The organism is Candidatus Nomurabacteria bacterium (assembly GCA_016699365.1).
Taxonomy (GTDB): domain Bacteria; phylum Patescibacteriota; class Minisyncoccia; order Phycocordibacterales; family UBA9973; genus CAZLWF01.
On record CP064973.1, the window covers coordinates 228,589 to 250,796 of the forward strand.

General features: G+C 36.4%; 24 protein-coding genes and 2 tRNA genes. 12 read left to right on the forward strand and 14 right to left on the reverse strand.

Annotation, left to right across the window (positions count from 1 at the left end; translation table 11 throughout):
* Positions 1-100 precede the first annotated feature (100 nt).
* From IPJ63_01295 to IPJ63_01320, 6 genes are all read left to right on the forward strand, one after another.
* Positions 101-670: a 5'-3'-deoxyribonucleotidase gene (locus tag IPJ63_01295; protein ID QQR76882.1), complete on the forward strand. Its 570-nt coding sequence runs from the start codon at positions 101-103 to the stop codon at positions 668-670.
* A gap of 70 nt (positions 671-740) precedes the next feature.
* Positions 741-1,310 (forward strand): RNA polymerase sigma factor, encoded by a 570-nt coding sequence (locus IPJ63_01300; protein ID QQR76883.1) that lies wholly within the window; start codon positions 741-743, stop codon positions 1,308-1,310.
* Positions 1,307-1,804: a hypothetical protein gene (locus IPJ63_01305; protein QQR76884.1), complete on the forward strand. Its 498-nt coding sequence runs from the start codon at positions 1,307-1,309 to the stop codon at positions 1,802-1,804. Before IPJ63_01300 ends, IPJ63_01305 begins: the two co-directional genes overlap by 4 nt.
* Entirely contained in the window at positions 1,788-2,519 is a 732-nt protein-coding gene (locus IPJ63_01310) for a hypothetical protein (protein QQR76885.1), read from the forward strand. The genes IPJ63_01305 and IPJ63_01310 overlap by 17 nt, the downstream gene beginning before the upstream one ends.
* 85 nt (positions 2,520-2,604) lie before the next feature.
* Positions 2,605-3,357: a fatty acid desaturase gene (locus IPJ63_01315; GenBank protein ID QQR76886.1), complete on the forward strand. Its 753-nt coding sequence runs from the start codon at positions 2,605-2,607 to the stop codon at positions 3,355-3,357.
* 65 nt (positions 3,358-3,422) lie between these two features.
* Entirely contained in the window at positions 3,423-3,896 is a 474-nt protein-coding gene (locus tag IPJ63_01320) for a hypothetical protein (GenBank protein ID QQR76887.1), read from the forward strand.
* Here the strand turns inward: IPJ63_01320 and IPJ63_01325 are convergent.
* The 5 genes from IPJ63_01325 to IPJ63_01345 all read right to left on the reverse strand — a co-directional run bounded on the left by IPJ63_01325 (position 3,893) and on the right by IPJ63_01345 (position 7,474).
* Positions 3,893-4,906 (reverse strand): methyltransferase, encoded by a 1,014-nt coding sequence (locus tag IPJ63_01325; protein QQR76888.1) that lies wholly within the window; start codon positions 4,904-4,906, stop codon positions 3,893-3,895. The genes IPJ63_01320 and IPJ63_01325 overlap by 4 nt on opposite strands.
* A gap of 183 nt (positions 4,907-5,089) precedes the next feature.
* A tRNA-Arg gene (locus tag IPJ63_01330) sits at positions 5,090-5,164 on the reverse strand.
* A gap of 63 nt (positions 5,165-5,227) precedes the next feature.
* On the reverse strand, positions 5,228-5,488 hold the full coding sequence (locus IPJ63_01335; GenBank protein ID QQR76889.1) for a hypothetical protein: 261 nt from the start codon (positions 5,486-5,488) through the stop codon (positions 5,228-5,230).
* Between the two features lie 88 nt (positions 5,489-5,576).
* On the reverse strand, positions 5,577-5,828 hold the full coding sequence (locus IPJ63_01340; protein QQR76890.1) for a 30S ribosomal protein S20: 252 nt from the start codon (positions 5,826-5,828) through the stop codon (positions 5,577-5,579).
* 104 nt (positions 5,829-5,932) lie between these two features.
* Positions 5,933-7,474, reverse strand: coding sequence for a hypothetical protein (locus tag IPJ63_01345; GenBank protein QQR76891.1), 1,542 nt, complete (start codon positions 7,472-7,474; stop codon positions 5,933-5,935).
* Between the two features lie 23 nt (positions 7,475-7,497).
* Here IPJ63_01345 and ruvA point away from each other — a divergent pair, with 23 nt between their 5' ends.
* From ruvA to IPJ63_01360, 3 genes are read left to right on the forward strand one after another with little or no spacing between them, the layout of a single operon-like run.
* On the forward strand, positions 7,498-8,136 hold the full coding sequence (gene ruvA / locus IPJ63_01350; GenBank protein ID QQR76892.1) for a Holliday junction branch migration protein RuvA: 639 nt from the start codon (positions 7,498-7,500) through the stop codon (positions 8,134-8,136).
* A 1-nt stretch (position 8,137) separates the two neighbouring features.
* Entirely contained in the window at positions 8,138-9,073 is a 936-nt protein-coding gene (gene mutM, locus IPJ63_01355) for a bifunctional DNA-formamidopyrimidine glycosylase/DNA-(apurinic or apyrimidinic site) lyase (GenBank protein QQR76893.1), read from the forward strand.
* 6 nt (positions 9,074-9,079) lie between these two features.
* Positions 9,080-9,646 (forward strand): hypothetical protein, encoded by a 567-nt coding sequence (locus IPJ63_01360; protein QQR76894.1) that lies wholly within the window; start codon positions 9,080-9,082, stop codon positions 9,644-9,646.
* Here the strand turns inward: IPJ63_01360 and IPJ63_01365 are convergent.
* From IPJ63_01365 to IPJ63_01375, 3 genes are all read right to left on the reverse strand, one after another.
* A complete protein-coding gene (locus IPJ63_01365) occupies positions 9,643-10,113 on the reverse strand; it encodes a TrmH family RNA methyltransferase (protein ID QQR76895.1) in 471 nt (156 codons plus the stop codon). The genes IPJ63_01360 and IPJ63_01365 overlap by 4 nt on opposite strands.
* An 8-nt stretch (positions 10,114-10,121) precedes the next feature.
* Positions 10,122-10,589, reverse strand: a complete 468-nt coding sequence (locus IPJ63_01370) for a CPBP family intramembrane metalloprotease (protein ID QQR76896.1) — start codon at positions 10,587-10,589, stop codon at positions 10,122-10,124.
* Positions 10,590-10,739: 150 nt separating this feature from the next.
* Positions 10,740-10,812, reverse strand: a tRNA-Lys gene (locus IPJ63_01375).
* An 86-nt stretch (positions 10,813-10,898) separates the two neighbouring features.
* Between IPJ63_01375 and IPJ63_01380 the strand changes: the two genes are divergently transcribed.
* Positions 10,899-11,291 carry a hypothetical protein gene (locus IPJ63_01380; protein QQR76897.1) on the forward strand — a complete coding sequence of 131 codons (393 nt, stop codon included), beginning with the start codon at positions 10,899-10,901 and terminating at the stop codon, positions 11,289-11,291.
* 2 nt (positions 11,292-11,293) lie between these two features.
* On the forward strand, positions 11,294-11,854 hold the full coding sequence (locus IPJ63_01385) for a disulfide bond formation protein B (GenBank protein QQR76898.1): 561 nt from the start codon (positions 11,294-11,296) through the stop codon (positions 11,852-11,854).
* 479 nt (positions 11,855-12,333) lie between these two features.
* Here the strand turns inward: IPJ63_01385 and IPJ63_01390 are convergent, their stop codons facing one another.
* The 6 genes from IPJ63_01390 to IPJ63_01415 all read right to left on the reverse strand — a co-directional run bounded on the left by IPJ63_01390 (position 12,334) and on the right by IPJ63_01415 (position 19,970).
* Positions 12,334-13,059, reverse strand: a complete 726-nt coding sequence (locus tag IPJ63_01390) for a hypothetical protein (protein QQR76899.1) — start codon at positions 13,057-13,059, stop codon at positions 12,334-12,336.
* 1 nt (position 13,060) lies between these two features.
* A complete protein-coding gene (locus IPJ63_01395; GenBank protein ID QQR76900.1) occupies positions 13,061-13,531 on the reverse strand; it encodes a hypothetical protein in 471 nt (156 codons plus the stop codon).
* Positions 13,532-13,575: 44 nt separating this feature from the next.
* Entirely contained in the window at positions 13,576-15,966 is a 2,391-nt protein-coding gene (locus IPJ63_01400; protein ID QQR76901.1) for a hypothetical protein, read from the reverse strand.
* A 28-nt stretch (positions 15,967-15,994) separates the two neighbouring features.
* Positions 15,995-16,450, reverse strand: coding sequence for a tRNA (adenosine(37)-N6)-threonylcarbamoyltransferase complex ATPase subunit type 1 TsaE (tsaE, locus tag IPJ63_01405; GenBank protein QQR76902.1), 456 nt, complete (start codon positions 16,448-16,450; stop codon positions 15,995-15,997).
* Positions 16,451-16,512: 62 nt separating this feature from the next.
* A complete protein-coding gene (locus IPJ63_01410) occupies positions 16,513-18,750 on the reverse strand; it encodes a hypothetical protein (GenBank protein ID QQR76903.1) in 2,238 nt (745 codons plus the stop codon).
* Positions 18,751-18,995: 245 nt separating this feature from the next.
* Complete coding sequence (locus tag IPJ63_01415; protein ID QQR76904.1) at positions 18,996-19,970, reverse strand: hypothetical protein; 975 nt, start codon at positions 19,968-19,970, stop codon at positions 18,996-18,998.
* A 189-nt stretch (positions 19,971-20,159) separates the two neighbouring features.
* Here IPJ63_01415 and IPJ63_01420 point away from each other — a divergent pair, with 189 nt between their 5' ends.
* Positions 20,160-21,857: a type II/IV secretion system protein gene (locus IPJ63_01420; GenBank protein QQR76905.1), complete on the forward strand. Its 1,698-nt coding sequence runs from the start codon at positions 20,160-20,162 to the stop codon at positions 21,855-21,857.
* Positions 21,858-22,208 lie beyond the last annotated feature (351 nt).

Consider the following 22,208-nt stretch of genomic DNA (forward strand, 5'->3'; position numbering starts at 1 on the left):
TTTTAATTTACTTCTATCTTTGTATAACAATAATAAGGCAATAGAGCAAGAAATTTGATTTTTCTAAGTTTTGTGGTAATGTGCGGACAAATAAAAGAATATGTACATACACAAACACTTGAAACTATACTTGATTGATCAAGATGGAGTACTGGCGGATTTTGAAACAGGTTTTCTAGAAATATGGGAAAAGGTATGCCCAGAAGAATACAAAGACAAACTCAGGGACAGACAGAGTTACTTTCTAGAGGATAGTTTTCCCGAAGAAATGAAGCAAGAAATAATTTCAGTTTACTATCAAAAAGAATTCTTCAAAAAACTAAAACCAATTCCTGGAAGTATCGAAGCTGTAAAACTTATTGAGAGTAGGGGGCACGAAATAATGCTATGCACTGCCCCACTAAAATACGCCGGTCATTCGCTATCAGAAAAACACGAGTGGATTGAAAAACATTTGGGTAAAAAATATACAAAAAAAGTTACCTATGCCTATGACAAAACTATAGTAGGTGGCGACATGCTAATCGACGACAGGCCAGATATCACGGGTCTTCGCGAGGTGCCAATATGGGAACATATAGTCTATGACACCTCCTACAACCGCCATCTGACGGAAAATAAACGAATCCGCTGGGATATGGATAATTGGCAAGAGGTATTGGGAATTTAATCAATAGAGGCTTTTAGCCTCTATTTTCTTTTGGCGTAAAAATCACAAAAAGCTATACTATACGTTATATATGGTAGATAAATCGACAGGTAAAAACATGGACCCAAAAGAACTAATAGAGCTTGCAAAAGCTGGGAATAATGAAGCGTACGGGAAGCTATACGAGCTTTTCTACACACCTATATACCGATACCTATACTTTCGACTTAAAGACAAAGAAGAGGCGTCTGATCTATCTCAAACTGTTTTTCTAAAAGTTTACAAGGTACTAGATACAGTTGAGGTGTCCAAAAATGAACCTCTAGCTTACTTCTACACTGTAGCCAGAAACACTCTGATAGATTACCGGCGCAAGAAAAAAGATCTGTATATATTAGACAATGAAGAAATGCCAGATATCCCGTCCTCTGAAATAGGAATCGAGGAATCGATAGATAGTCAGATAGAATTTGCGGGAGTCGAAAAGGCTATGCAAAACCTAACCGAAGAACAGCGAGAAGTAATCACCATGAGATTCATTCATGATATGTCCTACAAAGAAATCTCTGAAACACTAGGCAAGCGCGAAGATGCAATAAGACAACTCCAATCAAGAGCTCTCAAGATTCTAAAAGAAAATTTAAATAAAAAAGATATATGAAAAACATCGACAAAAACAAAATAGAAAAAACTGATTTAGAAAAAGAACTAAATGAGGTCTTTTCTGTGGAAAATAAAAGCGATGAAAGCATGAGTGAGCTTGTTTCTTTTTTTGAATCTGCTCGAATTTTAGAAAATTCTATTGTAGCCCCAAAAGAAATATTGAACTCAATTTTGGAACAAATACCAGAAAAAGAGATTTTCTACACAAAAGACGCGCACCAGCCTGTTAAAAACTCTTGGTGGAAGATGGGTATGATCTTGGTGCCTAGTGCCCTGCTTTTAACACTAGTGCTAATACCCGAATACCAGCACGCACAAAAAATTGCACTACCTACACAGATCAAAGAACCTATTGTCACAATCGAAGATTCACTGTATAGTATTGAAGATGACTCGGATTTGTTTAAAGAAGAAGGTTCTTTTACCTTGGCTTTAGCAGAAAGTGATATAACGAGTGATTTTAATCAACCATTTTATGAACAAGATATATAAAATAAACATTACAATATTGAGTTTGTTTGCATTGTTCTTTGCTACACAAACTTTTGCGGCAAGCCCTTTCGACAGGACAAGTATTTTTTGCTCCGAGTGGAATGAAATAGATGCAAAAATATCTAGCAAAATCACTGAACGTGAAACTATGTTCGAAACAAAAAAAGAAAACCGTATGACAGATCTAGGCAGTAAATGGACTGAAATAGATGCGAAGCGTGAAGCAAAAAGACTTGAGGCTGATACAGTGCTTTCAACTCAAATAGCTAGTTTAAATACAAAGGCAACAACTGATGCTGAGCGTCAGGCTATAGCAAAATATGAAACATCAGTAAAAAACGCATTGGAGACTCGCAGATTAGCGATTGATGAAATAATACAAGACTATAGAAGCAACATAAACATAGCAATAGAAAATAGAAATGAGATAGCTGGAAGTGCTGTGGATGAATTCAAAAATAGCGTTAATTCTGCAATAAGTGAAATCAGTATACAGTGTGAAAATGATGTATCAACTAGAGATATTCGTGAAAATCTAAGATCAGCTATGGAACAGGCTCGTGAAAATCTAAAAAATACAATAAAATCACAAGACCCTAAAACTTCTATTGAAATGTATGAAATAGAAAGTGCAGAGAAAATGAAAATTATCCAAGAACAATTCAAAAACTCTCTAGAACTTGCTCGCATAGAACTAAAACAAGCTTTCGAGTAAAACCTTAAAATCCATCACGCTCGTGAGGGATTTTTTGTTTACTATGATAGACTAGCCCTCAGATAGAACTTTTAAACAAAAACGTATGGAAATATTGAACGACATTTTACTTGTCTTATTTATTTTTATTTTACACTGGGAGTTATCTTTGGCAGTACAAAGTATTTTTATGCACAGGTACTCAGCGCATAAACAATTCGAAATGAAACCTGGTGTAGAAAAAATTTTCTGGGTTATGGCTTTTTTATTTATGGGGCCGTCTTACTTATCAGCGTATGTATACGGAGTCTTACACAGACTACATCATGCGTATTCAGACACAGACAAAGATCCTCACCCAGCAGACCTATTCAGTGGCCCATGGGGACTTTTCAAGCTCATGTGGCGAACCAAGGTTATATATTCACAAATCTCAAAAGGAATATATCCTGTAAATGAAAAGATGAAAGAGGGTGTACCCGAATGGAGGAGGTTTGATAGATTCGCAAGTTCTTGGTGGTGCAGGCTTGCATGGGCAGGAATATATATATCCATATACATATGGATTGATCCGCCGATTTATTGCTACTTGCTAATACCCTTTCACCTAACGATGGCACCGGTACACGGAGCAATCATAAACTGGTTTGCTCATAAATACGGCAAAGCTCCAAACGATACAGGAGATTCATCAAAAAATCTTTTTGAAAATGATATTCTGATGGGCGGAGAAGCCTATCACAATGACCACCACAAATTTCCAAGTCATGTAAATTTTGGTGCCCATGGACAATTTGATCGTTATTATAGATACATAATTTTTTTAGATAAAATAGGAATTTTAAAAATAAAAAATTAGTTTTTAAGCCCGGAATACTCCGGGCTTTGTATTTTTTTATATTAGTTCATGCTAAAATTTAAAACATGGATGAACAGGGTAAAGTTAGTGCAACCTGGCAAGCACTTGAATATGAATACCGTGAAAGAAAAGTAGACTGGTATTGGGCTCTTGGTATTATTGCAGTCTCTACATGCATTGCGTCTTTTATTTTCAAAAATTATCTTTTTGGAATTTTCATAATACTCGCAAGTGTAAGTATTGCTATTTTTAGTGTAAAAAAACCTGATTTAGTAACTTATACCATAGACGAAAAAGGTATTCGCATTGGAAGTTATTTTTTCCCATACCACAAAATCAAAGCTTTCTGGATTGGTGAACACGAAAGCCACAATGAACTCATAATACACATAGACCGGGCCATACTCCCCCACATTACGATATTGATTCCTGAAAATGTAGACACCGACGGACTAAAAGAATTTTTATTGAAATATATGAAGGAGGAAGAGCTCCATGAACCAGGACTTCATCGGATTTTAGATAGGTTGGGGTTTTAAAACTTACAAACAAAAATCTTCGGATAAATATAAGCTCCTACTACCGTTGAGACCTTCAGGTCAAATAATTTAATGATCTTAAACTTTGACTTATCAAGTATAGACGTCAAAAGTTTATGCTCCGTTGTATACACAACAAGTGTTCCTTTTGAGTTTAAAAATTCTTCGCTATATTCTACAAAACATTGATATAGCTTTTTCAAATCTTCATCTTTTGAAATTTGCATACCAAAAGGCAAATCAGACGCAATAACATCAAAACTTCCTAAGTCTGGCTTGTTGAAAATATCAGCTGTTTTTAGTTGTATTAGTTTTATAAGTCCAGCCTTCTTGATATTCTCAACTGCCAATGCATTACTCTTTCCATTACTATCAAATCCGACAAGTCTTAGATTCTTGTTGATCAACCCCGCTTCAATGAGAAGAGTTGCGCTACCAGAAAATATGTTTAAATATGAATGGGCAGAATCAAGTTCGCAAAAACTATTCATTGCATAAGCAACAGTAGGATTTAGTCCACCTTTAATATTTTCTACTCTATAATCTCGAAGAGTTAAGGGTCGTGAAGTTAGACGTACTCCTACTTCCCATGAACTATTTGCCTTACCTATAAATATATCTAAATCAGCTTCATTTTCTGAGGTTAGTTTGTAGGTTTGAATAATAAAATCTTTGATTTCTTTAACTTCTTTAGAATCAGATCCAGCACAACTAAGTCTGAATGTTTTAAATTTATCAGTACTTCCTTTCAATACAATATCGATTATTTCCCCCAAAACTGATTTGTGTTTAGAAATAAAATATGGGTTGAACTCATCACTCCTTTTAATCACATAAATATTTATAATACTTTTCAATTCCGTCAGAATTTTAAAATCACTACTCAAATCGAGATATATTTCTTCATCCCCTTCTTCATATATTTTAAGTTTTGGATATCGAGACATTTCATGCAAAACCACCTCTTTCAGTCCTGATATAAAAGTCACTTTTATTAGCATATTGTTCATGAATTTCTATAGTATCATTTTAAGAAACCACCTCAAACGAGGGTTTTTGGTGGTCACGAATATTTTACTCGCCGTCGCTCGTAAAATTTCTCGACCCCGCCTCGCGGTTTTGCATACTTGCAAAACATCACTGCGCCCGTCACCAATACTAAAAAGACTGGAGCAGTCCAGTCTTTTTAGTATTGGTGACCCCGCCAAGAATCGAACTTGGATCACAAGATCCGCAATCTTGCATTCTATCCGTTGAACTACGGGGCCGTAGCAGATTGCAATATACTGTATTTTCGTTGATTTGTAAACCAAAAACACCTTTCGGTGTTTTTATTCTCCCTTCGCCCAAGATTTGAGAGCTTCGTATTCTGCTTCACCACAAATAGTTTTGCCTGAGTCTGTGTTTATGAAAAAAGGTACTCCTCCGCAGACACCCTTATCGAGATCTTCAAGCTTCTTTAGATTCTCTTTGTTGTGCCAAACTTCTATTTTTTCTACTTTTATTCCCTCTTCTTTCTCAAGCTTTTCTACCACAGTATGCATATGTTGGCAGTGTGGACACTCCTCTCCGTAAAAATTTATTAGTGACATATTTCTTTTGTTTAATATTAACTTACCTAGTGTATCGCAAAAATAAATTTTGAGCCAGATAGCAAAATTGCCCCGGAGGGGGCAATTTTTACTTTGTGATTTTTGATAGACGAGCTTTCTTGCGAGAAGCGTTGTTTTTCTTGATAACACCGCGCTTCATAGCTTTGTCGATTGCAGCGTATGCAACAGGTAGCATTTTCTTCGCATCGGCTTTCTTGTCCTTTGCTAGCTTTTCTACACGCTTGATTGTGTCTTTCATGATCTTTGTGCGTCGGTCATTTATAACCTTTTTGCGCTCTGAACCACGAAGTGCTTTTTTTGCTGATTTTGTAATTGGCATCTTTTAGATTGAAATTAATTATACTTTTGAACAAGAGAGCATCGAGACACAACACTTTTCTTGTGCTAATACTATAGCAAAAAATGAATTTTTGTAAAGAGTGCTCAATTCTTGTTTTCTCCTGACACATATAGACTATTTGCATTTTCATCTGTCCATTCGATATCAAGATGAACTTGGCCTGTTTTGTCATACCTTGCTTTCATATCTTTTACACTAGTAGGAATTTTAGGTGCCACAACTTCGGCATTGTAAGTTCTTGAAAAGTTATCGATTAGCCCCTTGTCTGCTCCAGTAGAGCAAGATATCAGAGCAATCGTAGGTTTTTCTACAAAAAACTTCTCTACTTTTTTAACTCCTTTGCCTAAAAAATCATGTTTGAAAATATAATTTTTATCTGACTTTCCTACATGTGGCGCAATATGGCTACCGAGATTGAGCAATTCTCTCTGACCATGCCCTCCCAAGATTAGATACGAAACTTTGTTTTGCTCGCCATATTTTTTATCACATTCCAAAAATATTCTAGCCACATCATATTTACTAGAAGCTTCATATATTCTCATTAGATGTTTGTTTTTAGTGTCCAAAAAGACATTATACAAACTGTTCCCAATATGATTAAAGGCTCCATTGTAGTCAGAGCGTGGAAATATTACCAAACCATAAGGGGCTTGGTCTTCTTGATGATCCAACTGAGATACGAGCATGTCATATGAATATCTTCTAAATTCATGGATATTGTATTTTTCATTCAATTCTTTTACTCCACCAGGATACACATTCTCAACCAGGCTCATCTCGTCTAAATTTTCTCTTATACTTCCGTATTGATAGTTTAGACCTTCTGCAAAACCTTTCTTGGTAATACCGAATTCTTTTTCAAAAAGATTGTTAAGTAATTCAAACACCTTTTTCTCAACAGATGTCCTGCTCTCACGTCTTAATATATTTTCAAAAGTTATATAATTACTCTTTTTTATTTCTTCTTCTAAAAAAGCATCTATCTTTTCTTTTGCACCACCTCCCTCTTTTTGGTACATCCTAACTAGTAAAAATGCTGTACCACCTGGGTCATCACTATAATGATAGAAGGCGGTAGATATATTGTCTCTATAATTAAACAAGGCTTTTTCTGCCAGATCCATATAATTTGCCATACCTCCACCATATCTTTCAATCATGGAGAAAAAAGAAAACAAATCATTTGCTACCAATACTGGATTCCCGATTCTGTCTAGTTTTATATCTATGTTATCAAAATCATACCTATCGCTGTTTTTGTATAGGTCCTCCTGTAGACCATGAACAATAGTCCCGATATGTCTGTATATCTCTTCTAGGTTTTGGTCGTACTCGGGTGAATATCCAAATGTAGGTATTTGAGTATAGATAGAATTTATATACCGGATTGTTTCCATTCTATGATTCTGGTTACTCAAAATTTTATTTATGTCTATGCTGTGAATATTGTTTACAGCTTTTTCTATTTCTAGTCTCGTGTCAAATATTTTATCTGAAACAATTTTTTCGGGGTTATTGAGTAAGCTGTAAATTCGCAAAAGATTACTCTCGATTTCGGAGAAATTTTTTTCTAGATTTTCTGTTTGATTTTGACCAAAAGATGAATAGCTTCCATTTTCCATAATATAAAGTATATGTTCAATATATGATTCTGGCAATTTATTCTTTCTTTTTAAAAAATGAATCTTTAAGTTATACTGGGAAAATGATTGCAAGACTAGAAGGTTCGGTAATAGAAGCGAGCGAGAAATGGGTTATTTTAGACGTAGCTGGAGTTGGCTACAGGATTTACTGTTCTCCAGAAACCCTGTCTATTGTCACCAAGAAGGAGTCTATAGCCCTCTACACATACCTGTCAGTGCGCGAAGACGCTCTAGATCTATATGGCTTCATAAGCTCAGAAGAACACGACTTCTTTGAGATGTTGCTCTCTGTGTCAGGCATTGGACCCAAGTCTGCTCTCGGCGTGCTTTCAGCTACAACTATAGACACATTGAAACAAGCCATCGGATCAGGCGACACTTCATATCTAACTAAAGTTTCTGGTATTGGACGAAAGACTGCAGAAAAAATCGTGATAGAGTTGCGCGATAAACTTCGCGCACATGTAAATGTAAATGATACCCCAGGAATGCTCCGCGCAGAAAGTGATGTTGTAGAAGCTTTGAAGTCACTTGGGTATTCACAAAACGAAGCTCGCGACGCACTAAAGGAAATCGACAGTAGTATATCCGGCACAAGTGCCCGCATAAAAGAAGCCCTCAAGATTTTAGGAAAAAAATAAAATGCCAGAACTCCCAGAAGTACAGACCACAACCATGGGTCTATCAAAAGTACTCCCAAAACTCACAATCACAGATGTGTGGAGTGATTTACCACGCATGAAAGTAACAAGAAAAGATTTTGTGGGAACAATAAAATATCTCCCATATTTCAATGAATTCAAGAAAAAAGTCGTAGGGCAAAAATTTATTTCAGCAGAACGTCGAGCAAAAAATATTCTCATAAATATATCTGGTGGAAATACAATTTTGGTCCACTTGAAAATGACTGGGCACCTCATGATCGGTAAATACAAATATGATAAAAAAGAAAATTCTTGGTCACCTGATGAAAGTGAGGAGAATTTGGCTTTGTCGGATTCATACAATAAATTCATCCATGTAGTTTTTTCACTTTCAAACGGCAAACATCTAGTTTTTTGCGACTCTAGAAAATTTGGCACAGTGAAGATGATAGAAACTAGTGATGTACACACTAAAAGTCACATCTCGAAACTAGGCCCGGAACCACTCGAAAAAAGTTTCACATTTGAAAAGTTTATTGAAACATTGAGTGTGAAACAAAAAGGGAAAATAAAACAAGTTTTAATGGACCAGGCAGTGATCGCAGGTATTGGTAATATTTATTCAGATGAAATGCTTTGGCTCTCAGGTATTCACCCACTTTCTGTTGTCTCCAAAATACCAAAACCACAAATGAAACAACTTTATGTGGCAATGGGAGAGGTATTGAAAAAGGGCATAGACTTCGGAGGAGACTCTACGAGTGATTATAGAAATATAGAAGGTAAAAAAGGTGCGTTTCACCATCACCACAATGTATACAGAAAAAAGGATGAGAAATGCGGCAAGCGCGGATGCAGCGGCAACATAACCCGCATAGTCGCGAGCGGACGAAGTGCACACTTCTGTCCTAAGCATCAAAAGGTGTATAATTAAAAAATCATGGATGGAATGAAAGAACTAAAATGGTTTGGGAGCCTACTAGCAGTACTATTTTTAGCATGGTTTATTAGTGGTGGCCCAGAGAGATACGATCTAGAAAATGACAAGCCGTTTATAAAACCACCTTCTCCACTCAACACAGGTGAAATATATGGACCAGAAAATACAGCTGTAAATCCAAATACTCCAGTTGGCTGGAAGTCTGTTTCAACAAAATACTTCTCTGTTGCACTGCCTACTGATTGGGCTTTCAATGAATCCGATTCTAGTGTATGGAATTCATACAGAGGCGAATTTACAAACGGCAGCTCAACAATCTTTTTTGAATACGGACCATATGCAACAATACCGGTTCCAACAACAGACGATCGTCACACATTTACATATGAAACAGTTGCTTCGTACTATGCGACAATGATAAAACCAACAGGCTTCATGGGAAATACGACTGGCATGTTCATAGACCGCGCCCCAGCACTAGAAAAATTCTCCATCTCGGGATACAACCTAAACCCTAGTGCTCAAAACACAGCGTTTTCTATTTTTAGAACTTTAGAATTCTATTAGACTCCGAGTATTCTAAATAGTGCAATTCCAGCTGAAACAGAAACATTCAGAGATTCCTTGTTACCCTGCATTGGGATTTCGGCTATGATATCTGAAATATCTAAAATATTTTTTGATATTCCGTCTGTTTCAGAACCCAATATGAAAACCACCTTTTCTTCGGGTGAAACTTTTTTATAATCAGTAGAATTTTCTGCGAGCTCAATCGCGATTATCTGATATCCATCTTTTTTAAGCTTTTCTACCTCAACCAGAGTCTCATTCGCATGTCTCCAAGATATTGTTTTCTCTGCACCGAGAGCAGATTTTGCTACTTTAGGATTTGGTCTTCCAAAGCGATCAATCGGATCTGGGGTTGTACCAGAAAGTATTATTTCCTCTATTCCTACTGCATCACATGTACGGAAAATCGCACCTACGTTTTCAGCACTGCGAATATTGTCTAGGATTAGGATTTTATTTTTCATAGATAGCTTTATTTTTTAAAATATTTATTAAAAACATTAATTAATATATTGTGTGCATAGTGTACAATCACCGCCATCCATATAGTTCCTGTCCACAAGGTAATCATACAAGCTATTGGCCCAAAAATTATTCCAGTATATAAAACTTGATGAATAGTATCTTTTTTAGATTGCCACTTATGATTTTTCAAATGCCATAGACCAAACAAAATGGAAGATATAAATACTGACCAAACTACTGGAAGTACGTACATCAATCCGAACAATACAATACCTCTAAAAATTATTTCCTCGTAAGCACTAGAAAGGAAAGTAGAAATTCTCCATGGATATTTCTCCCAAGTAAAACCGGTTTCTTTATACTGTTTTCTCTGAATACTTAGTGTGAGTATGAACAAAAGACAAATAAGTGCTATTTGTATGGCTGGTGTAAAAGAGTCTATTTGTTTGAAACTCAATGATTCGAGAATGATCATATTTGTTTGAATTAGTGGGAATCTTTCCTTACAGGAACAGTGCACCTTTTCACTCCAATAAAATTGAAGCCTGAAAAGCTTTTCGATTCCTACACGCAAGCAAAGCAGTTTGCTTGCTCGGGAGGACAAAGCCTCGCTTCGCTCATTTTGTCCTCCCGGTAGGAATCGAACCTACGACCCTCTCCTTAAAAGGGAGCTGCTCTACCGACTGAGCTACGGGAGGATTTAACTTATTGAAAATAACATATTTATAGCTTTTCGGCAAATATTTTTCTTTTTAAAACCAATCAAATATGTTACAAATAATACATGAAACCAAAAACAAAAATAATCATCGCAGTGGTACTTGGTATTTTAATACTAGGATTTACAAGCTTTTTTATAAGATCAAAAGATTCTGTAAAAATCCCTACTCCACAAGAGGCCTTGGCGCAATGCCTAAAAGACAATGGCGCAAAGTTTTACGGTACATTTTGGTGTCCTCATTGTCAAAAACAAAAACAAATGTTTGGAAGATCTGCTTCAAAACTACTCCCTTATATTGAATGTTCTACTCCAGACGGTAAGGGTCAGCTCCAAATATGTACAGATAATCAAATAGAAGGATACCCTACTTGGGAATTCTTGGATGGATCAAGACTTACTGGGGAAATACCTCTATCTACACTCGCAGATAAAACTGGTTGTGTAGCACCAAATTAAATATGTCTATAGAAACATTCAACATAATAGCGACCATCGGGTCTATGCTTATAGGGATTTTTGGTATAACCGCTATTTTTCTATCTTTTTCAAACAAGAAAACACAATTTAGTGCTTTTGTTTCAAAAAAAGCTTATTTAATTGGCTTTTTGATTACACTTGGTGCGGTTATTATGAGCCTAATATATTCTGATATATACAAATACCCTCCTTGTGTACTATGTTGGTACCAAAGGATATTTATATACCCTCAGGTTGTTTTATTCGGACTTGCTATGATAAAAAAGTATCCAAAGTTTTTAGTAGCTCAAATTAATTTGGCACTAACTACAATTGGAGGTGCATTTTCTCTATATCATGTGATTATTACATACACGAACTTCAATCCGATCCCTTGCCCTGCTGCTGTATCATGCACTCAAAGATTCGTATTTACATTTGGATTTTCAACTATTCCACTAATGGCAATGTTTCTATTTGTTGGTCTACTGGGTGTGTATTTTATGCTTAAAAGACAGAGTGATTCTGACTTATCCACAGATACTAAACAAAAGACTTTTTAGTTGTGTATAATATATAGGAAGCACATAAAAAATTGCACCCAAGATTTCCCATTTAGGGATAAATATTTAAGGGATAGCAAAAAAATATCGAAACAGTTCATTATGTACGGAAATTATTATTATCCGTACCGGTTCTCAGTTTTTCTGTTCTTTAGGATAGGAGAAAGGGTCTCATGCATGTTGCGTAAACTTTACGCGCCATACACGAGGCCCTTTTTTTATTGTCTTTTTTAAATACCTTTAAAATCCCCAAAGGGTATTTTAACTTTTTATAATATAAGCCAAGGCGAGGGCCCAAAGGATTTTGAGTTCTTAAATAGCCTTACGCAGGCGGGTAGCCGAGCAGAGCAAAAATCCAGCAGGATTTTATGCGTGCTTTTTAAAAGTGATGGATAAAATAAAAGTTTTCCAGAAACTAAAGTCTGTATAACCACATACATGATATGGGTTACAAAAAAAACAAAAACCCTTGCGGGTTTTTATGCCAAAGCCTTTAATATAAATAGTTCCAAATCTTTATCTAAATCCCTATTCCCACTTCTAGCCTCGTGATATATATGATTGAGTGATTCTAGGAAATAAGATAGTTCTATGTCAGAAAATTTATTTGTCATAGAGAGCGCTTTTTTATGGACAAATGGTGATAATTTTGTACTTTCAGGACTTAGTTTGTTTTGTTGTTGTTTATAAACAATCAAAGCATTTTTAATGGCCCAAAAAAGAGCAGGTATTATCTCCTCTGCAGAAACATTGTCATCTCGCATTTTTCTAAATATAATCCAAGCATTTTTCTTATCTCTAGAACCAAAACTATCTGTAAAAGAAAATATAACTGGTTTTTCTGCGACTTTCTTTTCTGTTTTAAAAAATTCTATTTCTGCATTTGCATGCTCCAGGTCTTTTAAAACTGGTTTTTTTAAATCAGTTTCCACTATGATAAACAAATTTTCTGAATCAGACATTTCAGAAATCTTTTCCAAAACAAAAACACTTTTTTCTTCATTGTCTATCGAGTGTTTTAAAACCAAGGCTGTTTTGCTGCCAAATAAGTTAGAGCAATAAATTATAGAAGATAGAGACTGTGGAGATATGTCACTATCTGAAAAGTACTCAATATCAAATTGATCTTTTTTCAACTTTTCTAAAAAACGCTCAAGTGCTTTTGTGCGTTTTTCTATATCATTACCATAAAAAACATGTAGCATACTAGAATTTCACTATTTTTTTATAATCTTCGTATGCCTTACCATACTTTTTTTCAAGAATTTTTTCTTCTTGAACTACGAATATATATCTTGTCACCAAGAAAGTTACCATTGCAGTACACACAATGATTACAGAATTTGAAAGAAAACCAAAACCTAAAACAAGGAGCGCAAGCCCCATATGAGTAGGACTTCTGAGATACACATATGGCCCCTTGCGAAATTCTTTTGCGGTTAAGTTTTCTGGGTCGAGTCTGTGTTTTTTTGTTCTATCAGAAGTCTTTTGAGACCAGAATATTAGAACCGTAGCAAGTATTAATAGTAGAGGGCCTATAGAAACCAATGTAGAAGACATAACTCTAAGTGGGTATAAATAGTCCAAAAAAAGACCTAAAACCAACGCTGTAAAGTATGTTAGGTAGGAATGGGCTAATATTTCATGAACTGTTTTTGGGACTATATTTTTATTCATAAAAAAAGTGTAGCACGGGTGGTAATTTTGTGAAGTCTTTTTGATTATTTCATCTCTCCCCAATTTTTTCCTACAGATATATGCACGTCCAATGGAACAGATTTTTTATCTTTCAGAAATTCATCAGGTATCACATTTTTCATAGCTTCTATAACTATTTTCTTAACTTCTTCTATTTTTTCTTTTTTTACTTCGTACATCAACTCGTCATGAACCTGAAGTATGAGTCGGGCTTCGTTTATAAGGCCATTTTTTTCGAGTGCATCATGAGAATTCTTAATAGCAATTTTTATTATATCTGCAGCAGTCCCTTGAATAGGAGCATTTATAGCCATACGTTCTGCCATTGCTCTTATAAAAGGAATCTTAGATTTCAAACCAGGAAAATATCTTCTGCGACCAAAAAGTGTTTCTGTATAACCTTTTTGCTTTGCTTCTAAAATAACAGAGTCTAGGTAGCCTTGTATACTAGGAAACTCTGCAAAATAATTGTCATAAAACTTTTGAGCTTCTGCTCTATCTGTTCCAAGATTTTCTTTCAAGGCAAGTACGCCCATGCCATACAAAATACCGAAGTTTATTACCTTTGCTCGTCTGCGCATTTCTGATGTTACTTCTGATTCCTGAACTCCAAAGACTCTCATCGCAACAGCAGAATGTACATCTCTATTTTCTACAAACACATTGCGCAAATACTCATCACCAGACATAAGTGCTGCTAGGCGTAGTTCTATTTGTGAGTAATCGAAAGAAACAAGTTCATATCCATCTTTCGCAACAAAAGCGTTTCTTATATTTTTACCGAGCTCAGTTTTTGTTGGAATATTTTGTAAATTTGGATCCTGTGAAGAGAATCTTCCTGTGGTTGTACCTGCCTGTTTAAACTTTGCGTGCAGTCGTCCGTCCTCTGAAACAAGAGATGGAATCGTGTCTATGTACGTAGAAAGTAGTTTTTGTAACTCTCTATAAAAAAATATTTCATCTATTATCGGACTGACCCCGCGCAATTTTTCTAGTTCACTCTCGCGGGTAGACCGAGCACCACCTGCGGTTTTTTTCATCCTACCTGTTTCCGGGATCAGCTTCATTTCATCAAAAAGTATTTCACCTAATTGTTTTGGAGAATTTATATTGAATTCCCTGCCTGCATATTCCCATATTTTCTTCTCATGTTTTTTCAATTCAGTATGGTATTTGTCTGAAAGATCTTTTAAATAAAGAGTGTTTACCATAACCCCTGTATCTTCCATTTCTTTTATTATAGGTACGATCGGCAATTCAATATTTTCATAAACATATGAAAGTCCTTCTTTTTCGATTCTGTCCAAAATATTTTTCTTGGCTTCTTGTAAATTTTTTGCTCCTCCAAATGACAGGATATCTTCTTTTGGTGCATCGGCAATTTCAGAATTCAACAACCAATACGCTATACGCAAATTTACTTCTTCGTTCGCGGGAATATCTTCTGAAAAAAGTGGTTCATTTTTAAAAGTAGCACTATCTGCATAACCAAGCACTGATCGAGCCCTGGTAGTTAAAGACTTAAATTCAAATTCGCGAAGTGTATTTTCAACTAAATCTACATCGATTGATTCAATAAATTTTTTCTCAGGCAATTCAAATTTAATCGGAGCATCTCTTCTTATTGTTGCAAGAGTTTTAGAAAAAATTGCTTCTTCTTCACCTTCTTTTATTAGATTAGAAATTCTATCCGAAAGACCTGCATTTTTTAATACATCTGAATCTTTTTTAAGGTCTTTGTACATTTTTTCAAGTGTTCCAAATTTCTGAATCAATATTTCAGCAGTTTTTTCACCTATGCCTTTTATTCCAATAATATTGTCCGATGGATCACCGCGCAGACCTTTGTAATCAGGTAAAAATTCAGGACGAAAACCAAATCGCTCAAACACTTTTTCTTCATCGTATAGAATCGTATCGTTTATGCCTTTTTTCAAAGTGAATACTTGCACGCGCTTGTCGTCCACAAGTTGCAGTGTATCCATATCTCCTGATGCGATCACGATGTCTATTTTTTTTTCTTTTTTAAGAGTCTCGGTTATTGTTCCAAGCATGTCGTCCGCTTCAAACCCAGGAGCATCGTACATAGGAATCGAAAGTGCTTCAAATATTTTTCTAGAACTTTTTAATTGCGCGACTAGAGCGTCGTCTGTTTTTGCGCGACCAGCCTTGTAATTGTCATATGCTTCGTGGCGGAAGGTCTTTTGTGGTAGGTCATAGCAAGCAACTATATAATCAGGCTTCAGATCAGTAATGATCTTGAAAAGCATAGTCAGGAGGCCGTATATAGCTCCTGTAGGCTCACCCTTGGACGAAGCGAAGTCTGGGAGGGCATGATAGGCACGGTGAACAATCGCGTGTGTATCAAGCAAAATAAGCTTACTTCGAGTTGATTTATCAGTCTTTTTTGGCATTTGTAAGCCAATTATATCATTAAAATACTTATTGTTTTGAGATTTCTATTTCTCTAATTCTTTCTCCTTTGTGTAAGATTTTTACATGAATAGCACTTTCGGGAATTATTCCACTTACCTTCTCTGGCCACTCAATCAAAATTAAGTTTTTATCATTTTTTAATATTTCCTGCCAGCCAAGAGTTAACAGCTCTTTTTCATCTTCTATTCTATAGGCGTCAATGTGTATCAAATGCTCAAAAATCTTACCGAGTTTTTTATCATCAATTTTGTATATTCGCATCAAAACAAATGTTGGCGATAGAACATCTTCTTTGATACCAATTCCGCGTGCAAATGCCTGTGTAAGTGTGGTCTTACCTGCACCAAGCTCTCCTGAAAGCGCTACAAGTGTCGCGGAATTATTTTTAGCGCTTTGTTTTACTATATCTAAAAGCTCGTCAGCAACTTCTTTTATTTCATCAATCTCAAATACTCTTTTCATAAGACGGATTCTAGCATAAACAAAACCCACTCTCTAGGAGTGGGTTTTGTTTATTTACTTCTTTAGTTGAAGTTTGGAGTTGGTCTACGTGTATATACTCTGCGTGCTAGATAAACTAGTGCAAATATAACAAGTATTAACAGCAACCATCCAAGTAATGTATTCGGGAAGAATCCAAGACCTGAGAAGAATGCCAAACCTAGAAGCGGATTTCTACTTGTAGAAACACGATTCATCTCGTATGCAATAGCTTCTTGCTGAGCGCCTTTCGGGTCAGTATAAACTAGACTTGCAGTTGTAACGAGCAACTCACCTAGGCGCGCACTGTTTGCGACAACCCCTTGAATGTAGAACGTACCGGTCTGATTTGGAATAAGTGTACCGAGTTGTATTGTTAGGGCGTGGTCAGCAAGTGAGTAATCACCTATTGAAGAATTTCTAAAGTTAATATTTTGTGGGAACAGAACACGAAGTGTTGCGTTTTGAAGTGTCTTTCCACTTATATTTTTGTAGATAAGTGTGTAGTCTACTATGTCTCCCATATAAACGTTTTCATATCGAGAGTCGATAGTAAGCATAATGTCTCCATTACCTGTACCTGTAGAGATAGTTGTACCTGTGTTGATAACAACTGGAACTACTGGAACTGAGTATGAGAGTGTTCGGAATGTTAATACTTGTCCGTACTTCAATGTTCCATCATCTGCACGAACTACAGCTCTGTAATAATAAGTTGTATTAGCAACTAAGCCTGTAGCAGTATTGAAGTATGAGAGTGTTGAATTAGTACCAAGTAATTGCTGTGATGAGTATAGACCCATGTAAGTTGTTGGTCCATATTCAAACCATCCTGTAGGATTATCGTTTGATGTGTTGTAAACGAATCCAGAAAGTGTTGCAGATGTCTGTGTGATAGATGTAGCACTAACAGTAGAAACTGTTACGTTTGAATAATCAATATCTGGATTATCATTGTCGTCACTATCTGTAGTGAAACTCATGATAGATCCACAATCTTCTCCTAGATCACTTTCAGCACATGCGCGATAGTAATAGTCTTCATCTTCATCCAAACCAGTGATAGTCTCAGAAAATTCTTCTGTATCATCACTTGATATTGAACAAGATACATTTTCAGTTTCATCCAGGTCGTCGATTGCATCATTTGTACCCCATTCAAACCAACATGAATCAACTGAATCATCATTTGCATCTACTTCACCTCGAAGCGTTGCAGAGTCTTCATCCACGTTGTCTTCTGAAAGAGTAGTAACACTTGGTTCTTGGTCAGATCCTGTGTCTTCTGTGCTTGTTTCAAAATGTAGAATAGATCCACAATCTGTACCTTCAGCATTTTCAGCACACGCGCGGTAGTAATAATCTTCACCATCACTTAGACCTGTAAGATTTTCAGAAAATTCTTCTGTATCATCGTCGCCGATTGAACATGATGCATCTTCTGTATTGTCTAGGTCGCCAACTGCATCATTTGTGCCCCATTCAAACCAACAGTTATCTATACTGTCTCCGTTTGCATCAGCCTCACCACGCAATACTGCAGAATCTTCATCTACATCAACTGCTGATAGTGTAGTTGTATTTGGTGCACTTGCATCATCACCTCCATCATATGGAGATTCTGAATCATCGTAGATACTGTCACAACTTGGATCATCCATGTCTGTATATCCATCTCCGTCGTTGTCTTCATTGTCATCACATTGTGCATCTCCGTCATCAGTGTTTCCACTAACTTTGAATTGAACACGTAGGTGACCTTGACTAGACCATCCTGGTGCAACTGAACCAATGTTTATTCCACTAGAAAATAGTGAGGAGTCACTGATCGCAGAACCAGTAGTTGTTTGGTTTGGAAACCAAGTAGCAGAGTTGTCGATGTATGTTAGAGATTGTGAACTTGAAAGTGAAACACTAACAGAGTCTGAAAGACCTCCGTATCCATCGGCAGAGATACTACCAGTAAATGTATGTGAAGTACCTGTTCCAGTAGATTCTGGAGATACTTTCAATTTCACATTGTTTGCTGTTGTATTGCCAGTGTTGTGGTAATAAATATCAAAAGATATTGTCTCACCTGCATCTGCACTAACAGTAGTAGATATCCAATTCGTACCGTTTGGATAGTCTGAAACGTTCATGCCACGGAAAGTAGCATAGTCTTGTGGGTCATTGTTGAATGCCACAAAAGCAGCTGCCTCTGTAGGAAGTGCTGCAAATCCTAGACCTAAAAAGGCTAGAAAAGAAAATGTGTATGCGATTTTTTTAATAAAGTTTTTCATAAATTTGTTTTTTAATCTCTTAATAATCTCTTAATACGACAACTAATAATAGGTATTATATAACATTTTAGCTTAAAAGTCAATAAGATTCCCTTCCACCCATATTCGGGAGGATTTTTGATAGGAGATCTATATTAAACTGCTCAACTACATGTTTTAGGCCTCGATTCTAGCATAAACCAAAATCAAGAACTAAAAAAGTAGTACGACCTGACTGTCAGGTCGTACAAAAACATTACTGCAAATTAATCAGGGAATCCACCACCTACATCAACCGGACCACCAGTAATATCTACAGGGCCACCTGGACCAATGGGGTTTCCACCATTGATATCAACCGGACCACCAGTAGGACCACCGTAGTAAGTCCCACCAGATGAAGATCCGCCACCAATCCATTGATTGATAAGATAGCCTGCAGCAACACCAGCCCCTGCAGCCAAAACATAGCCCCATGGAGATGCTTTTTTGCATTCCGGGCAATCATCGGTTTGGTGTGTAGGACCTGTGGTGTAAACCACTGGAGGTTGCTGATAAACAACCGGTGTAGGGGGTTCGTAGCGTGGTGCAGGAGGTTGATAAACAACCGGCGCAGGCGCTGAAGCGTCTACTGCATTGTCTGCAGCAGGTTGAACTGCTAAAGCAGTTGCATTACCACCATTACCATTACCATTGTTGTTTCCTGCAACAATATAGATGTTTATCGGCTGACCAGCGTTTGCTGTTACTGTTTCTTTTTTAACCACACCTGTTGAAGGTTTATGGTTTAAGAATTCCTTTTCGGGCAAAAGGTTTTTACACCAATCACTCCAAAGTGGTTTTCCGTTAAAAGTCCCAGCTTTTTCGTCAGTATAATTTGCCCTGAAATCAGAATATTTCATACCACCACTCTCGGCATACGAAACCAATCTGCTTCCTTCACTAAACACAACTGGCTCAACTGAGCAAACACGCATTGCTGCGAACAGTTCAGCGTCTGTTGTAATAGGGTCAAATCCCCAAGCATAATACTCAATCGCCCAATTAAGGACTTTTTTGTATTCTGCTTTAATTGTTTCAACCGGAAGATTGAAAATCCCGTCAGGATCTCCTTTATCCAAAGCAGTAATAAACTGCTCGTTTGAAACCTTTCCACACATTTCGCTCTTCAGTACAGGTTGTCCTGCTGAGAGGATAAGTGTCATTTGCAATAAAACTAAAAATAACAATGTTTTTTTCATATCTTTCGGATTTTAGCGTTTCAGAAATATTTTCTTCATCTTATCACATTTAAGGCAGATTGTCAATCCCACAACAGGACACTGCCGCCTTTTGGTCTGTTTAATAAAGAGCGGGTTTTAAGCTTTGTTTTTAGCCCAAAATCCCTTGTTTTTCTTCTTATTTGCCGATTTTGGTGTATTATTATTACAATGATTCAATTTGATGAAGATAAGCAAAATAAACGACTTGAAGACCTTAAATACCAAGAAGAGGAGGACTTGGTTCGTATTCTTTCTGCAGCTAAATACAATATTCCCTATATAGATCTATCTACAACAACTATTGAGAACGAGGCCCTTCGCATTGTTCCTGAAAAAACTGCTCGTGCAGTTGAAATTGCGCCATTCAAAGTGCTTGGAAAAAATCTACACATTGCGGTTAGATCCCCTGTTAGAGATGACTTATCTCAAGTTATTGAAGATATAAAAAGTCAAAATTATAATCCAATTTTATATATGGCTTCGCTTGCATCGTTAGAAAAAGCTTGGTCTAGATATGGAGAAATATCTTTTGCATCTGTGTCACGTACAGGTGGATTAGATATTTCAGCAGAAGCCCTGCTAGATATTGCAAATAAAGTTCACAATATAGATGATGTTGCAAAAACAGTAGAAGATGCGTCGACTGACAACAAAACCCATAAACTATCTCACATGCTTGAGATAATACTTGGTGGGGCTATTGCTATAAAAGCATCTGATATACATATAGAGCCAGGAGAACAAAATGTCCAAGTTAGATTTAGGTTAGACGGTGTTTTGCAAAACATACTTACATTCCCCCACGAAACATACAAGCTTGTAAATTCTCGTATAAAACTTATATCTGGACTGAAGCTCGTAATAAAAAGTGTTGCTCAAGACGGTCGCTTTAGTATATTCCAGTCTGATGGGACTGAGATATCAATGCGTGTTTCAATTATCCCTGGAGCATATGGTGAATCAATTGTAATGCGTATACTTGATCCAAAATCAATTCAAGTAAAACTAGATGAGCTTGGAATTCCAAAAAAACTTCTATCTCTTATGGAAAATGAGATTGCAAAACCAAACGGACTCATACTTATCACTGGTCCAACTGGATCTGGTAAAACCACAACACTATATGCATTCCTGCGAAAAATATACTCTCCAGAAATAAAAGTTATTACAATCGAAGACCCTATAGAATATCACCTTGCTGGAATTACTCAAACACAAGTTGAAAAAAATTATACATTTCTAGAAGGACTCCGTTCTGCACTTCGCCAAGACCCAGACGTAATAATGGTTGGAGAAATTCGTGACTCTGAAACTGCAAAAATCGCAGTAGAATCAGCTCTAACCGGACACTTGGTTTTCTCTACACTACACACAAACAATGCAGGTGGTGTGATCCCTCGTCTTATAGACCTAGAGGTAAACCCAAAAATTCTTGTGTCTGCACTGAGACTTTCTATTGCTCAGCGTCTTGTTAGAAAACTTTGCCAGAACTGTAAAGCAGAAGATGTTCTATCTCCTGAAGACGAAGTTTTAATTAGAAAAATTCTCACTGGAATAAATACAGAAGGTAAAAAAGTAGAAGAATTTAGCATTGACCCAAACCAACCACTGAAAATATGGAAAGCTGTTGGTTGCGACAAATGCAATAAAACTGGATACAAGGGGCGTATGGGAATATATGAAGCAATTCAGACTGATGAGTCTATAGAGAAAATAATTCCTGAAAATCCGAGTGAGCGCGAAATAAAAAGAGTTGCTCATGCACAAGGAACACTCGACATGAAGGAGGATGGAATAATAAAAGTACTTACTGGTATTACAAGTTTATCTGAAGTGAAAAGTGTGGTGGAGTTGGATGAAGAATAAAATTTAATCTCAGAAAATCCCCAAAGGGGATTTTCTTTTTATTTTAATTATGGATAAAAAAGGGTTTTCCAGAAACCAAGCTCTGATTAACCGCAAACTGAATTGAAGTTATAAAAAGAAAAAACCCACTCTGTGGGTTTTTTCTAAAAGTTTTTTAAAATAAAAAAAGAATACAAATCTCTAAACAATCCTTAAAAGGCTAGGCCTAGTAAGTAACATATTTTTGAAGGATGGCTCCAGTGGTCTATAAATAGTACCAGAACGTCCTACGCAAATACATATAGAAATTCATCTGATTGCTTAGAGATTTATATCCTCTTTAGTAATTGAACGCTTTATAAGTATACGTAT